14 protein-coding genes are annotated in these 13,636 nt (G+C 73.1%); 5 read left to right on the top strand and 9 right to left on the bottom strand.

Annotated elements, in window-relative coordinates:
* Nucleotides 1–221: 221 nt before the first annotated feature.
* Together ccrA and ABD223_RS36140 are read left to right on the top strand one after the other, a co-directional pair.
* The gene (gene ccrA / locus ABD223_RS36145) at nt 222–1,535 is read left to right on the top strand and encodes a crotonyl-CoA carboxylase/reductase (RefSeq protein WP_344041400.1); all 1,314 of its coding nucleotides are present in this window, start codon (nt 222–224) and stop codon (nt 1,533–1,535) included.
* Between the two features lie 65 nt (nt 1,536–1,600).
* A complete protein-coding gene (locus ABD223_RS36140; protein WP_344041398.1) occupies nt 1,601–2,851 on the top strand; it encodes a chromosome segregation protein in 1,251 nt (416 codons plus the stop codon).
* 196 nt (nt 2,852–3,047) lie between these two features.
* Here the strand turns inward: ABD223_RS36140 and ABD223_RS36135 are convergent, their stop codons facing one another.
* Nucleotides 3,048–3,797, bottom strand: coding sequence for an alpha/beta fold hydrolase (locus ABD223_RS36135; RefSeq protein ID WP_425564075.1), 750 nt, complete (start codon nt 3,795–3,797; stop codon nt 3,048–3,050).
* On the opposite strand from ABD223_RS36135, the gene ABD223_RS36130 reads away from it, so the two are divergent.
* Complete coding sequence (locus tag ABD223_RS36130; protein WP_344041394.1) at nt 3,796–4,326, top strand: GNAT family N-acetyltransferase; 531 nt, start codon at nt 3,796–3,798, stop codon at nt 4,324–4,326. The two genes, ABD223_RS36135 and ABD223_RS36130, sit on opposite strands and share 2 nt — an antisense overlap.
* Here ABD223_RS36130 and ABD223_RS36125 read toward each other — a convergent pair.
* On the bottom strand, nt 4,302–5,060 hold the full coding sequence (locus ABD223_RS36125; RefSeq protein ID WP_344041392.1) for an alpha/beta hydrolase: 759 nt from the start codon (nt 5,058–5,060) through the stop codon (nt 4,302–4,304). The two genes, ABD223_RS36130 and ABD223_RS36125, sit on opposite strands and share 25 nt — an antisense overlap.
* A gap of 470 nt (nt 5,061–5,530) precedes the next feature.
* Nucleotides 5,531–5,824 (bottom strand): hypothetical protein, encoded by a 294-nt coding sequence (locus ABD223_RS36120; protein WP_344041390.1) that lies wholly within the window; start codon nt 5,822–5,824, stop codon nt 5,531–5,533.
* A gap of 51 nt (nt 5,825–5,875) precedes the next feature.
* Between ABD223_RS36120 and ABD223_RS36115 the strand changes: the two genes are divergently transcribed.
* On the top strand, nt 5,876–6,292 hold the full coding sequence (locus ABD223_RS36115) for a hypothetical protein (RefSeq protein ID WP_344041388.1): 417 nt from the start codon (nt 5,876–5,878) through the stop codon (nt 6,290–6,292).
* Nucleotides 6,293–6,296: 4 nt separating this feature from the next.
* Nucleotides 6,297–6,509 (top strand): FmdB family zinc ribbon protein, encoded by a 213-nt coding sequence (locus tag ABD223_RS36110; protein WP_344041386.1) that lies wholly within the window; start codon nt 6,297–6,299, stop codon nt 6,507–6,509.
* Nucleotides 6,510–6,972: 463 nt separating this feature from the next.
* Here the strand turns inward: ABD223_RS36110 and ABD223_RS36105 are convergent, their stop codons facing one another.
* The 6 genes from ABD223_RS36105 to ABD223_RS36080 form a co-directional block, all read right to left on the bottom strand.
* Entirely contained in the window at nt 6,973–7,587 is a 615-nt protein-coding gene (locus tag ABD223_RS36105) for a DUF3558 family protein (RefSeq protein WP_344041384.1), read from the bottom strand.
* 38 nt (nt 7,588–7,625) lie between these two features.
* A complete protein-coding gene (locus tag ABD223_RS36100) occupies nt 7,626–9,404 on the bottom strand; it encodes a 3-hydroxyacyl-CoA dehydrogenase family protein (protein WP_344041382.1) in 1,779 nt (592 codons plus the stop codon).
* Nucleotides 9,405–9,538: 134 nt separating this feature from the next.
* Entirely contained in the window at nt 9,539–10,357 is an 819-nt protein-coding gene (locus tag ABD223_RS36095; protein WP_344041380.1) for an HPr family phosphocarrier protein, read from the bottom strand.
* Nucleotides 10,354–10,983, bottom strand: coding sequence for a dihydroxyacetone kinase subunit DhaL (dhaL, locus tag ABD223_RS36090; RefSeq protein ID WP_344041475.1), 630 nt, complete (start codon nt 10,981–10,983; stop codon nt 10,354–10,356). The genes ABD223_RS36095 and dhaL overlap by 4 nt, the downstream gene beginning before the upstream one ends.
* Before the next feature lie 13 nt (nt 10,984–10,996).
* On the bottom strand, nt 10,997–11,998 hold the full coding sequence (gene dhaK, locus ABD223_RS36085; RefSeq protein WP_344041378.1) for a dihydroxyacetone kinase subunit DhaK: 1,002 nt from the start codon (nt 11,996–11,998) through the stop codon (nt 10,997–10,999).
* Between the two features lie 93 nt (nt 11,999–12,091).
* On the bottom strand, nt 12,092–13,597 hold the full coding sequence (locus tag ABD223_RS36080) for an aldehyde dehydrogenase family protein (RefSeq protein ID WP_344041376.1): 1,506 nt from the start codon (nt 13,595–13,597) through the stop codon (nt 12,092–12,094).
* Nucleotides 13,598–13,636 lie beyond the last annotated feature (39 nt).

Below are 13,636 nucleotides of genomic sequence, written 5' to 3'. Positions count from 1 at the left end.
CCGCCGAGAAGTCCGACTCGCGGCCACCTCATCGGTTCGAACACCGCCGGTGCCCCCCTCGGCTCACCGCCCCGTCGAGGACGGCCGATCAGGGGAAAGCGGCGTGCGGTGCCTCACAGGTCTGACATCTGAATCGGTTACCCGTGGGTAACCTCCGGCAACTCGCGTGGACGCAGCGCACCAGCCCCACATCCCCTTGCCCCCGAATGGGAGGGAACGCCGTGCAGGAGATCCTCGATGCCATCCTCGCCGACGAACTGGAGGCCATCGGATCGCTCCCCGTGCCGGAGAGCTACCGGGGCGTGACGGTGCACGCCGACGACGTCGGCATGTTCGAGGGGCTCGCCACCAAGGACAAGGACCCGCGCAAGTCCCTGCACGTGGACGAGGTCCCCACGCCCGAGCTGGGTCCGGGCGAGGCGCTGGTGGCCGTGATGGCCAGCGCCATCAACTACAACACGGTGTGGACCTCGATCTTCGAGCCGCTGCCGACGTTCGCGTTCCTCAAGAAGTACGGCGGCCGGCACGACCGGCCCTACCACGTGGTGGGCTCCGACCTGGCCGGCGTGGTGCTGCGCACCGGGCCCGGCGTGACCGCGTGGAAGCCCGGCGACCGGGTCGTCGCGCACTGCCTGGACGTGCAGCTGGAGCACCCCGACGGCCACGGCGACACCATGCTCGACCCGCAGCAGCGCATCTGGGGCTTCGAGACCAACTACGGCGGCCTCGCGGAGGTCGCGCTGGTCAAGTCCAACCAGCTGATGCCGATGCCCGACCACCTCACGTGGGAGGAGGCGGCGTCACCCGGTCTGGTGAACTCCACCGCCTACCGGCAGCTGGTGTCGGCCAACGGGGCGAACCTGAAGCAGGGCGACACCGTCCTGATCTGGGGCGCCTCCGGCGGCCTCGGCTCCTACGCCACGCAGTTCGCGCTGGGCGGCGGGGCCACCCCGGTGTGCGTCGTGTCCTCCCCGGAGAAGGCCGAGATCTGCCGCCGGATGGGCGCGGAGCTGATCATCGACCGCAGCGCCGAGGGCTACCGGTTCTGGAAGGACGAGCACGAGCAGGACGTCTCCGAGTGGAAGCGGCTCGGCGCGAAGATCCGCGAGCTGACCGGCGGCGACGACCCCGACATCGTGTTCGAGCACCCGGGCCGGGAGACCTTCGGCGCGTCGGTGTACGTGGCGCGCAAGGGCGGCACCATCGTGACCTGCGCCTCCACCAGCGGGTACCTGCACCAGTACGACAACCGGTACCTGTGGATGCACCTCAAGCGGATCGTCGGCTCGCACTTCGCCAACTACCGCGAGGCGTGGGAGGCCAACCGGTTGGTCGCGAAGGGGAAGATCCACCCGACACTGTCCAAGGTGTACTCCTTGGAGGAGACCGGCCAGGCGGCGCACGACGTGCACCGCAACGCGCACCAGGGCAAGGTCGGCGTGCTGACGCTGGCCCCGGCCGAGGGCCTCGGCGTCCGGGACCACGAGAAGCGCGAGCGGCACCTGCCCGGGATCAACCGCTTCCGGGGCGCCTGAGGCGCTTCCGGGCGCTACCCGTTCCCGGTGCCCGCCGCGCACCGGGAACGGGTAACGTGCACGTCATGGGCCTCGCCGACGACCGTGACCTCGTCCCCCTGGGATCCGGCTTCGACATCGTCAAGCGCGGGTACGACCGCGCCCAGGTCGAGGACCACCTGGAGCGCCTGGACTCGGACCTGCGCCTGCTCGCCGCCGACCGCGACGCGGCGGTGTCGCAGACCAACGACCTCGCCCGCCAGCTGGAGGCCGCCCGCTCCGAGGTCGCCGAGCTGCGCGGCCAGGTCGAGCGGCTGTCGCTGCCGCCGACCACGTTGGAGGGCCTGAGCGAACGCCTCCAGCGCATGCTGCGGCTCGCGCAGGACGAGGCGAACGAGATCCGGGCGCGGGCCGAGGCCGAGGGCGGGCACATCCGCGCCAAGGCCGAGTCCGACGCGGCCGCGCTGCGCGCCCGCTACGAGAAGCTGCTCACCGAGCTGGACCAGCGCCGCGCCGAGATGGAGGCCGAGCACCGGGGCGTGCTGGAGAGGGCGCGGGCCGAGGCCGAGCGGATCGTGGGCGAGGCGCGCGAGGCGGCGACCCGGTTGGACGAGGAGTCCCTCCAGCGCCGCACCACGATCGAGGAGGACTTCGAGATCGCGATGGCGGCCCGCCGGGTCGAGTCGATGAAGACCCTCGCCGAGCAGGAGGCGGCGTCCAAGGCCGAGGCCGAGCGGCGCGTGCGGGAGGCGGCCGAGGAGGCCGCGCGCGTGCGGGGGCAGATCAACCAGGAGGCGGCGGCGTCGAGCGCCGAGGCGCAGCGCCTGGTCCGCGAGGCCACCGAAGAGGCCAACCGCCGGCGGCACGACTCGATCAGCGAGGCCACCGCCCGCGTCCAGGAGGCGACCGACGAGGCGAACCGCCGGGTGCGCGAGGCCACCGAGGAGTCCAACCGCCGGGTCAGCCAGGCGAGCACCCAGGTGGACGCCCTCAAGCAACTGCGCAACCGCCTGTCCCAGCAACTCCACGCCGTCCGCACCGCCCTGCACGACGTAACCCCCCTCCTGGACCCCCTGGACGAGGAACGCCCCACCCCCCAGCCCACCCAGTCCTCCCAACCTTCCCAGCCCACCCAGCTCCCCCAGTCCTCCCAGCCCTCTCCGCCCCAGCCCGCTCCCATCCAGCCGCCCCAGCCACCAACCCCGGACAACACCTCCGCCCCCACCCCACCCACCAACCAGCCCACCTCCCCCCAACCGACCACCAAGCCGTCCCCCGACGGCCCAACCCAGAAGATCGCCCGCCCAGCCCCCAAACCCCGGGCCGGCAAGCGCTAGAACCACGCGAGTCGTACGCCCAGACCCACCGTGTCGTACGTCCAGGACCCCCGAGTTCAACCCTCAGAACAGGGCGTGTCCTCCACTCCGACACCGCGTGTCCTCCACTCGGGCATCGCGTGTCCTCCGGTCCGGTGTCGCGTGTCCTCCACTCGGGCACCGCGTGTCGTCCACTCCGACACCGTGAACCGCGCGGTCAGACCCCGACTCGGCGTCGCCACCCCAGCACCGCCGAGGTGAACGCGTCCGGCGCCTCCAGCGGCGTCAGGTGCCCGGCCCCGGCCACCTCGACGTACTCGCCCCGCCGCAGCACCCCGGCCAGCTCCCGCGCCAACGCGGGCGGCGTGAGGGCGTCGTGCTCCCCCACCAGCACCAGGGCCGGCACACCAGCCGCCGCGAGCACGTCCGTCGAATCCGGTCGGGCCGCCATCGCCCGCTGCGCCCACGCCACCTCGGCCGGGTCCTGCGCCAGGATCAGCTCCCGCACCCGCCCGAGGACCGCCGCGTCCGGCGAGGGCCCGAGCAACCCGGCCGCCACGGCGTCCGGCACCCACCCGACGCCCTCGGCCTCCACCCGCGCGGCCATCGCCAGGCGGTTCGCCCGCGCCTCCTCGGTGTCCGCCCCGGCCCGCGTGTCGGCCAGCACCAGCCCCGCCACCCTGTCCGGCGCACGGCGCAGCACGGCCATCGCCACGTAGCCGCCCATCGAGCAGCCGCCGAGCACCGCCCGCTCGATCCCGCGCCGGTCCAGCAGCTCGACCACGTCGTCCGCAATTGCCACCAGATCGGGTGAACGATCACCTCCGCGCTGGTCGATCGTGATCGGTTTCAGCAGGTCACGCACGCCGTCCCACATCCGCGAGTCGAACGGGAAAGCGTGCAGCAGCACCAAAGGCGAGGAATCCACCCCTGGATTGTCGGACCCCGTCGCTACCGTCGCGACCATGACCTCCGACCCGGATCAGATCCGCACCGACCGCCTCCTGCTGCGGCGCGTCGGCCCGGGTGACGTGCGCTCCGCGATCGCCGTGCTGTCCGATCCGGGGACGAACCGCTTCAACCCGGCCGGTCCGCCGTCCGCGGAGGGAGCGGCGAAGTTGCTGGTGGAGTGGCAGGCCCACTGGGCGCGCGACGGCATCGGGTACTGGGCGGTGGAGCTGCCGGGGACCGGGGAGGTCATCGGCTTCGGCGGCCTGCGCCACCACGACCTGGACGGGGAACCGACGTTCAACCTGTTCTACCGGTTCCGCCCCCGGCACTGGGGCCGCGGCTACGCACCGGAGATGGCACGCGCGGCCATCGACTGGGCGAGCCGGTCCCGGCCGGGCCGTCCGGTGGTGATCATCACCGACCTCGACAACAAGCCCTCCCAGCGCGTCGCGGAGAAGCTGGGCTTCGCGCACGTGGGCGACCGCACGACGGTCGAGGGCCCGGTGCTGGTCTGGCGGCGTCAGGAGGTCGCGATGGTCACCTGACGCTGCTCGTGAGGGCCGGACCAGGTGCGCGGCAACGGCGTGGGCACCTCGGGCACGACCGCGGACACGATCGCGTCGAGCACCTCTTCGGACTGCCCGACCATGAGGTGCTCGGCCCCCGGGAAGTCGATCACGTCCGCGGTCGGGATGTCCGCGCCGAACCGCCGCCTGGCCTCGGTCGGTGGCAGGTAGGTGTCGAACTCCGGCACCAGGCACACCAACGGCCGGCCCGAACGCGCCCAGGCGCGCAAGTGATCACCTGTGCTCCAACGCAACGGAGGTGAGATCAACACGGCACCACGGACGACCGGGTCGCACCCGTGCATCAGCGCGAGGTCGGTTCCGAACGACCAGCCGACGAGCCACACCGAGGGCAGCCCGCGCTCGACCGCGAACGCCAGGGCGGCGGCCACGTCGTGCCGCTCCCCGACCGCGTGGTCGAACGCCCCTTCACTGCGCCCGGCCTCACTGGCGGTCCCGCGGGTGTTGAACCGCAACACCGCGAGGTCCGCCAGGGCGGGCAACCGCCACGCCGCCTTGCGGTAGAGGTGGGAGTCCATCATGCCGCCGTGCGTGGGCAGGGGGTGCAGCAGCACCACCGTCGCCCGAGGTTCGCGGACCGGTGGCAACGACAGCTCGCCGACCAACGCGAGCCCGTCGTCGGTCCGCAACGTCACCGCCTCCCGGCGCGCCGGGAGCACGGTGTTGGCCTTGATCGGAACGTCCTCGCCCACACCGCCGATCCTGCCACCCGGCGGGAACCGGCCAAGCCGACAGGAGCCAAGCCGACAGGAGCCAAGCCAACAGGAGCCAGGCGACAGCGAGCCGGCCCGACAGCGTGCCAGGTCACGGCACACGGCCGCTTGGCCATGCGGTCACCCGCCACAACGGCACCCGGTCGCCCAACGCCCAGGTGCCAAACTGGCGCCTGCCACCTGTGCCACCTGCCAACCGGTGCAGGGCAGGCCAACGCCCGGCTGCCCGACACCTGATCGCCTGACCTGCCCGGCCAGGCCGCCAGGTCACCGGCCTGCCCTGTCGGTCCTGCTGAGTCCGCCGGCCCTGCGGGGTTCGCCGGCGCTGTCGGGCCCGGTGGCTCTGTCGGGCCCGGTGGCTCTGTCAGGCCCGGTGGCGCTGTCGGGCCCGGTGGCGCTGTCGGGCCCGGTGGCGCCGGCTCGCCGGCTTTGCCGAGCGCTGGCGCTGGTCACCAGCGACGGGAGGTGGGGCCTCTCCGGCGTCGTGACGTCCAGCAGCCTTGGTGCCAGTGGCGGCGGTCCTCCACCGAGCCGTGGTCGGCGGCGGGCCAGGCGACCACGTGTGGCGTTCCGGGGCGGATCTCGTGGTCGCAGCCGGGGCAGCGGTAGGTCTTGGTGGTGGCGGTGCCGGAGACCGAACGGACCAGCCACTCCCCGTCCGGGCCGCTCTCGGCGCGCGCCCAGCCGTGGCCGCCGAGGGGTGGCGGCTCGTCACGGCGTTCCGGGCGGTTGCGGCGGGGCACGAGATACCAGGGTATCCGGGTGCCCACCCGTGATCGCCTACGGTCCACGGGGTGAGCAAGTGGCAAAGAAGCATATTAACCGTGTTGCTGGTGGTGGAGGCGCTGATCACCTTGCTGCCGGTGGTGCGCGGGTTGCTGTTCGAGGCGCCTCCGAGCGGGCTTCCGGCCGACCGCCCGGTCGAGGTCGTGCTTCGGGAACCCGATGTGCCGATCGGTCAACCTCGAGGCCTCCGCCAGGGCGTTCTGCTGGCCACCACGGCGTTGATGCTGGTCATGGCCGCATCGGCGCTGGTGGTGATCTGGTCGCGGCCTCGGGCTCGGGCGTGGCTGGTGATGTTCGGGGGCACCCACGTCGCCGCGGCCGGCTTGGGCTGGGTGCACAGCCTGCCGCTGTTGACGCTGCTCGCGACCGTGTCGGCGGTGGCCGTGCCCTTGGTGGCGCTGGCGCCCTGGCGGCAGGGACAATGAGGCCGTGCCCACTTACGAGTTCCGCTGCAAGGCGTGCGGGTCGACCTTCGACGTCAAGCGGTCGATGGACCAGGCCTCCGCGCCCGCACCGTGCCCGAACGGCCACGATGACACCGTGAAGCTGCTGACCATGGCCGGTCTCGGCGGCAAGGCCGACACGCCCGCCGGTGGCGGGGGTGGCGGGGGCGGTTGCTGCGGCGGGGGCTGCTGCGGCTGAGCGGGAACCAGTCCCGCCCTGAGGACCTACCCGGACGGACTCCTGGTCTCAACTCCCGAGAGCCACTCCCGGGCCCACCCATGGAGGCACCTCCGGGCCGGCGTGAGCACGGCGGGGTGGTCGGCCACGGTGACCGAGCCACCGGGACAGGTCGCCGAGCCAAGCCACCGGGCCGGGCCGAGTCATGCCTGGTCATGCCGGGTCGCCGGGTCCGGCCAGGCCGCCGAGTCGGGCCGGGTCGCCGAGTCGGGCCGGGTCGCCGGGTCGGGCCAGGCCGCCGGGTCAGGCCAGGCCGCCGGGTCGGGCAGGTCCCGCAGGGATCAGCCCATCAGCCCGCTCAACCCATTGGCCCGGCCGGCCCATCGGCCCGCTCAGCCCATCGGCTCGCCCAGCCCGGCCAGCCCGTCCTGTGCTCAGTCCGTCCTGTGCCCGCCCGCTCAACCCATCCGCTCAGCCCGTCCGCTCAGCCCGTCGGCTCGTTCGCCAGCAGCACCTCGGCGACCTTCTTCCCCTGGTCGCAGATGGCGCCGAACCGCGCCGACCCGTCGATCACGATGATGCCGATGCCACCCCCGGCGTAGTCCATCACCAGCACGCACGAGGGCTGCACCGAGGTGTCCGTGGTCCGGTCGAAGTAGGTCACCGCGCGACCCTCGACCTCGAACTCCCCGTTGCTCTGCTCCAGCGTGATCGGCTGCCCCTCGCGGAAGCGCAGGGTCACGCCCACGTCCAGGTCGCCGACCGCGGTCTGCCACTTGCACGACTGGTCGAACTTCGCGTCGTACCCGGTCTCGGTCGGTTCGGCGTCCTTGTCCGGCACGTCGTAGGGCAGGTCCTTCCACCCCACCAACGCGCAGATGTCGCCGACCGTCCCGGTGTCCGAGTCGTCGTCCGGCTCCGACGTGCTCGACGGGTCGGAGGGGTCGGACGAGTCGGTGGACGGCGCCGGCTGTTCCGTGGTGAACGGCGGATCGATGTCGAGGACCTGTTCCGACACCGCGGTGCCGTTCACCGTGTACGCACAGGCGCTCGTCACACCGAGCGCCGCCACCAGGAGCGAGATCACCACACGCCGCATGGTGCCCACGATGCCAAACGCCGAACGCCGACACCTACTCAGGCTGCGTAATCGCGAAAACCCTTGCCCGTCTTCCGCCCCAACCTGCCCGCTTTGACCAGGTGCTCCAGCAGCGGCGCGGGGGCGAAGCCCGCTTCGCGGAACTCCAGGTACAGGGTCCGCTCGATGGCCAGCGACACGTCCAGCCCCACCACGTCCAGCAGCTCGAACGGGCCCATCGGCAGCGAGCAGCCGACCTTCATCGCCTCGTCGATGTCGTCCGCCGAGGCGTAGTGGGCCTCCAGCATCTTCACCGCGTCGTTGAGGTACGGGAACAGCAGCGCGTTGACGATGAACCCGGCCCGGTCGCCGCAGTGCACCGGCGCCTTGCCCAGGTCCAGGCACACCCGCCGGGCCGTGGCGACGACGTCCGCGGCGGTCGAGATGGTCTCCACGACCTCCACCAGCTTCATCACCTGCGCCGGGTTGAAGAAGTGCAGGCCGACGACGTCGCCGGGTCGCCGGGTGGCCGCCGCGCACTCGATCACCGGCAGCGACGACGTGGTGGTCGCCAGCACCGCGCCGGGCTTGCACACCTCGTCCAGCGCCCGGAACACGTCCTTCTTGACCGACAGCTCCTCGGCGACGGCCTCGACCACCAGGTCGCAGTCGGCCAGGTCCCTGAACTCCACGACGGGCGTGACGCGGGCCAGCGCCGCGTCGCGGTCGGCCTCCGCCAGCTTGCCGCGCGACACGGCCCTGTCCAGCGACTTGCGCACCTTGGCGACCGCCTCCGACGCCTTGTCCGCCGACCGCGCGCGCAGCACCACGTCGTACCCGCGCTTGGCGAACACCTCGACGATGCCGGTGGCCATGGTGCCGGTGCCGATCACGCCGACCCGCCGCACCTCCCGCGCGGCGACGGCGTCCGAGGTCGCCGCGGGGGTGAGCGCGTCCGCCACGACGACCGGCGAGTCGGCGCCGTCGTAGGTGTAGAAGCCGCGCCCGCTCTTGCGGCCCAGCAGCCCCGCCGTGATCATCTGCTTGAGCAGCGGGGCGGGCGCGTGCAGCCGGTTGCGCGACTGGTGGTACATCGTGTCGAGGATCTCGTACGCGGTGTCGAGCCCGATCAGGTCCAGCAGCGCGAGCGGCCCCATGGGGTAGCCGCAGCCGTGGCGCATGGCCGCGTCGAGGTCCTCCCGCGTGGCGTAGCGCGACTCGTACATGCGCACGGCGTGGTTGAGGTAGCCGAACAGCAGCGCGTTGGCGATGAACCCGGCCCGGTCGCCGATCACGACCGGCGCCTTGCCCAGCCCCTCGGTGAACGCGACGACGTCGGCCACCACGTCCGGCTCGGTGACGACCGTGCGGACCACCTCGACCAGCTTCAGCACCGGCGCGGGGTTGAAGAAGTGCAGGCCGACGACCTTGCCGGGGCGTCCGGTGTGGACGCCGATCTCGGTGATCGACAGCGAGGACGTGTTGGACGCGAACACCGTGTCCGGGCCGCAGATCCGGTCCAGTTCGGCGAACACGGCCGCCTTCAGCTCCATCCGCTCCGGCACGGCCTCGACGACGAGGTCGACGTCCGCGAGGGCGATCAGCGAGGTGTCGTAGGAGATGCGGGACAGCAGCTCGTCGCGTTCGGCGGCGGTGAGCTTGCCGCGGGCGACCGCCCGGTCCGTCGAGTGCTCCAGGTGACCGCGCCCGCGGGCCAGGCCCTCGTCGTCCACGTCGACCGCCACGACAGTGACCCCGGTGCGGGCGAGCACTTCGGCGACACCGGCGCCCATCGTGCCGAGACCGACGATTCCCACCGTGCTGAACTGCCGCGTCACTGTTGACCTCCCACTCACCGGAGTGGCTACCAGACGGTAACTTGTCGCGACTATCCCACGGTGGTCACGCACCGTTCGCGTGAGCTTCACCATCGGTATCGAGCAAGTGATCGGTCCAGCGGCGTCCCGCGAAATCACTCGTCGAAGCGCCGCTCCGCCAGTTCCCGCACCCGCCGCACGGCCTCCGCCGCGTCCGCGCCGCGCGCGACGACCTCGACCGGCGCACCGCCGGGCGCACCCAGTCCCATCAGGGCCAACACGCTCTTGGCGTCCGCCTCCGCCGAGCCGAACCGCACCACGACGGAGGCGTCGAGCGGGTCCAGGGCGCGCACCACCAGGGCCGCGGGCCGCGCGTGCAGGCCGACCTCGTTGAGGAGGCGGAACTCGGCTCGGACGGCCTCCTCGGGGACGCCGACGTGCTCAGGCAAGCCGGCGTGTTCTGGCGAGCCGGTGGCGGGGACGAGACTGGACCCGGCCTCTGCGCCGGCAGAGCCAGCCATGCCAGGGCCGGCGCTGCCAGAGCCAGCAGCCCCGGCAGCCTCCGCGGCAGCAGCCGCCACCTCGGCCAACGACGCTCCGCCCTGCGCCCGCACCGCCGCCGCCACCGCTCCCTCCACCAGCGGCGCGTCCACCACCAACACCGGCCCGACCACCGCCCCTTCCGATGCGGCCTCCCCAGCCCCCGCCGCTCCAGCCCCCTCCGCCCCAGCCCTCTCCTCCACCGCCATCTCCGCGACCATCCGCGCACTGCCCAGGTCGAACAGCACCACCACCCCGTCACCGGAGTCGGCCGCCGCCAAAGCTTCGACCACCGCCGCGTAGTCGGTCCCCAGCCCACCGGCGCCGTCGCCGCCGCACGCCACGATCGCCACCGACGGCGCCATCTGCCCGGCCAGCTCCGCCACCCCGGCCGCCAACCGCTCGCTGTGCGACACCACCACCAGGCCGATCACCGGGCGGCGCCGGCCAACGCCCGCAGCAGCAGCACCGTCGACCGCGCGCCGGGGTCCAGGTGCCCCGCGCTGCGCTCGCCCAGGTACGAGGCCCGCCCCTTGCGCGCCACCAGCGGCACCGTGGACGCCGCGCCCTGCTCGGCCGCCTCGGCCGCCGCCTCCAGCACCTCGGCCACCCCGCCGCCGCCCGCCGCCACCGACGCCGCGGCGACCACGGCGGGCGTGAGCGCGTCCACCATCGTCTTGTCCCCCACCTCGGCCTTCCCGCGCGCCACCACGCCGTCCAGCGCCGACCGCAGCGCCGCCGCCGCCCCCGGCCCGTCCAGCACCGCCACGTCGCCGACCGCCGTGGACGCCCGCAGGAACGCCGTCCCGTACAGCGGTCCGGCCGCGCCGCCGACCGTGGAGATCAACGTCGTCGCGGCCAGCCGCAGCACCGCGCTCGGCGAGGCGGGCACCCCGGCGTCCAACTTGGACACCAGCGCGTCGAACCCGCGCTTGAGGTTCTCGCCGTGGTCGCCGTCGCCGATCTCGCGGTCCAGCCGCACCAGCTCGTCGCGGTGCGCGACCACCGCCCCCGCCGCCGCCCGCAGCGCCGCCGCCACCGACTCCGCCGTGCACGCCACCGGTTCACCCACCTCAGATCCCCCACCGCAGGGCCGCCGTGCGGACGGGCGCGTCCCACAGCTCCAGCAGCTCGTCGTCGACCTTGAGCAGCGTCAGCGACATGCCCTGCATCTCCAGGCTGGTGACGTAGGGCCCGACCAGCCGCCGCTCCACCACGACGCCCCGCTCGGCCAGCAGCCGCTCCGCGATGCCGTGCGCCAGGTACAGCTCGACCAGCGGCGTGCCGCCCATCGAGTTGGTGAACAGCAGCACCCGGTCGCCGGCGGAGAACGGCAGGTCGGCCAGGACCGGCTCCAGCAGCGCCGCCACCAGCTCGTCGGCGGGTCCGACGGGCACCCGCCGCCGCCCCGGCTCGCCGTGGATGCCGATGCCCAGCTCCATCTCGTCGTCGCCCAGCGTGAACGACGGCTCGCCCGCGTGCGGCACCGTGCACGCGGTCAGCGCGAGCCCCATCGACCGCACCTGCCCGACCACCCGCCGCGCCAGCGCCTCGCACCCGTCGAGGTCCACGCCGCGCTCGGCGGCCGCGCCGACGAGCTTCTCCAGCAGCACGGTCCCGCCGACGCCGCGCCTGCCCGCCGTGTAGGTCGAGTCCTGGACCGCCACGTCGTCGTCGATCACGACCGTGCGCACGTCCACCCCGTCGGCGGCGGCCAGCTCGGCGGCGGTCTCGAAGTTCAGCACGTCGCCGGTGTAGTTCTTGACGATCAGCAGCGCGCCCGCGCCGCCGTCGGTGCGGGACACGGCCGCGGCGACCTGGTCGGGCGTCGGCGAGGTGAACACGGCGCCGGGGCACGCCGCGTCGAGCATCCCCCGCCCGACGAACCCGGCGTGCAGCGGCTCGTGCCCGGACCCGCCGCCGGAGATCACCGCCACCTTGCGCGGCACCGGGGCGTCCGCGCGCACCACCACGGCCGGGTCGTACTGGACGTCCAGCAGGTCGGCGTGCGCGAGCGCCAGGCCGCGCAACGCGTCCACCACCACGGTCGACGGATCGTTGACGATCTTCTTCACGGGGTGACCTCCTCGGGGCCGGTCACCCATTCCTACCCCGCCGGACTGGTGGCGGAAAGCCGGAGGACCAGCCGGGAGGGACCGGCCGGGAGCTCAGCGGCCGTGGAGCAGGCGCACCAGCCGGAGCACGTGCCTGATGGTCCGCGAACCCCGGTCGTAGGTCATCGGGTTGAGCAGGGCGCCGAACCGCTTGCGGGCCACGGAGTGGGCGTAGGTGAACTCGCGCAGGCCGTCCTCGCCGTGGATGCGGCCGAACCCCGAGTCGCCGACCCCGCCGAACGGCAGGCCGGGCATCGACGCGTAGGCCAGCACCGAGTTGATCGACACCATGCCGCAGCGCAGCCGGGCCGCCAGCTCCTCACCCCGGTTGCGGGAGAACACCGTGGCGCCCAGCCCGTAGGACACGGCGTTGGCGCGCCGCACGGCCTCGTCGGCGTTCGCGACCCGGTTGACCACCAGGGTCGGCCCGAACGTCTCCTCGGTGACGGCCGCGGAGTCCTCCGGCACGTCCACCAGCACCACGGGCTCCACGTACGGCGGCCGGATCGACTCCAGGCCGCCGACGACCGCCCGCCCGCCGCGCTCCAGCGCGTCGGCGACGTGCGACTGGATGACCTCGACCTGCTTGGGCATGGTGATCGGCCCGAAGTCCGCGGTGGGCTCGCCGCCGGGCCGCAGCTTCGCGGCCTTCTCCGTCACCAGCGCGATGAACTCGTCGTACACGGCTTCCGCGACGTAGACCCGCTCCACGCCCGCGCACGTCTGCCCGGAGTTGAAGATGCCGCCCCAGACCGCGCCCTCGGCCGCGGCGCGCACGTCGGCGTCCTCGGCCACGATCAGCGGGTCCTTGCCGCCGCACTCGACCAGCACGGGCGTCAGCGACGCGGCGCACTCGGCCATGACCTTCTTCCCGGTGGGCGTCGAGCCGGTGAACGCGATCTTGTCCACCCCGGACCGGCACAGGGCCGCGCCGGTGTCCCCGAAGCCGGTGACCACCTGGAACACCGGGAACTCGGGCACCACCTCGGCGAAGGAGGCGGCCAGGTACGCGCCGACGCCGGGGGTGAGCTCGGAGGGCTTGAACACCACGGCGTTGCCGGCGGCCAGCGCGTAGGCGATGGAGCCCATCGGGGTGAACGCCGGGTAGTTCCACGGCCCGATCACGCCGACCACGCCGAGCGGCCGGTACTCCAGGGTCGCCGAGTGGTTGTACATGAGCACCCCCGGCGAGACCTTGCGCCTGCCCAGCACCTTGGCGGCGCGCCTGGAGGCCCAGTGCAGGTGGTCGATGACCAGGGCCAGCTCGGTGCGCGCGTCGTCGGCGGACTTGCCGGTTTCGGCGCTGATCAGCTGTTGGAGCTCGTCCAACCGCTTGACCAGCAGTTTTCGCCACGCGTCGAGCCGCGCGCGGCGGCCGTCGAAGCCCAGGCCGGCCCAGAACCCGGCCGCGTCGCGCGCCAGCCGCACCGCCTCGCGCACGTCGTCCTCGCCGGCGACCGGGTGGTCGCCGACGACCTCGCCGGTGCGCGGGTCGAGTGAGGTGAACCGGTCGCGCTCGTCGTCGGCCCGCGCGGACGTGGTGGAAGCGGTCTGCGTCATCGGGACCTCCAGGCGACGACCTACGTGTTACCGAACAGT

This window comes from Saccharothrix xinjiangensis (assembly GCF_039527585.1).
Lineage (GTDB): Bacteria > Actinomycetota > Actinomycetes > Mycobacteriales > Pseudonocardiaceae > Actinosynnema > Actinosynnema xinjiangensis.
Note: the sequence above shows the minus strand (reverse complement) of the source record. Positions and strands in the feature narration are given on the sequence as shown.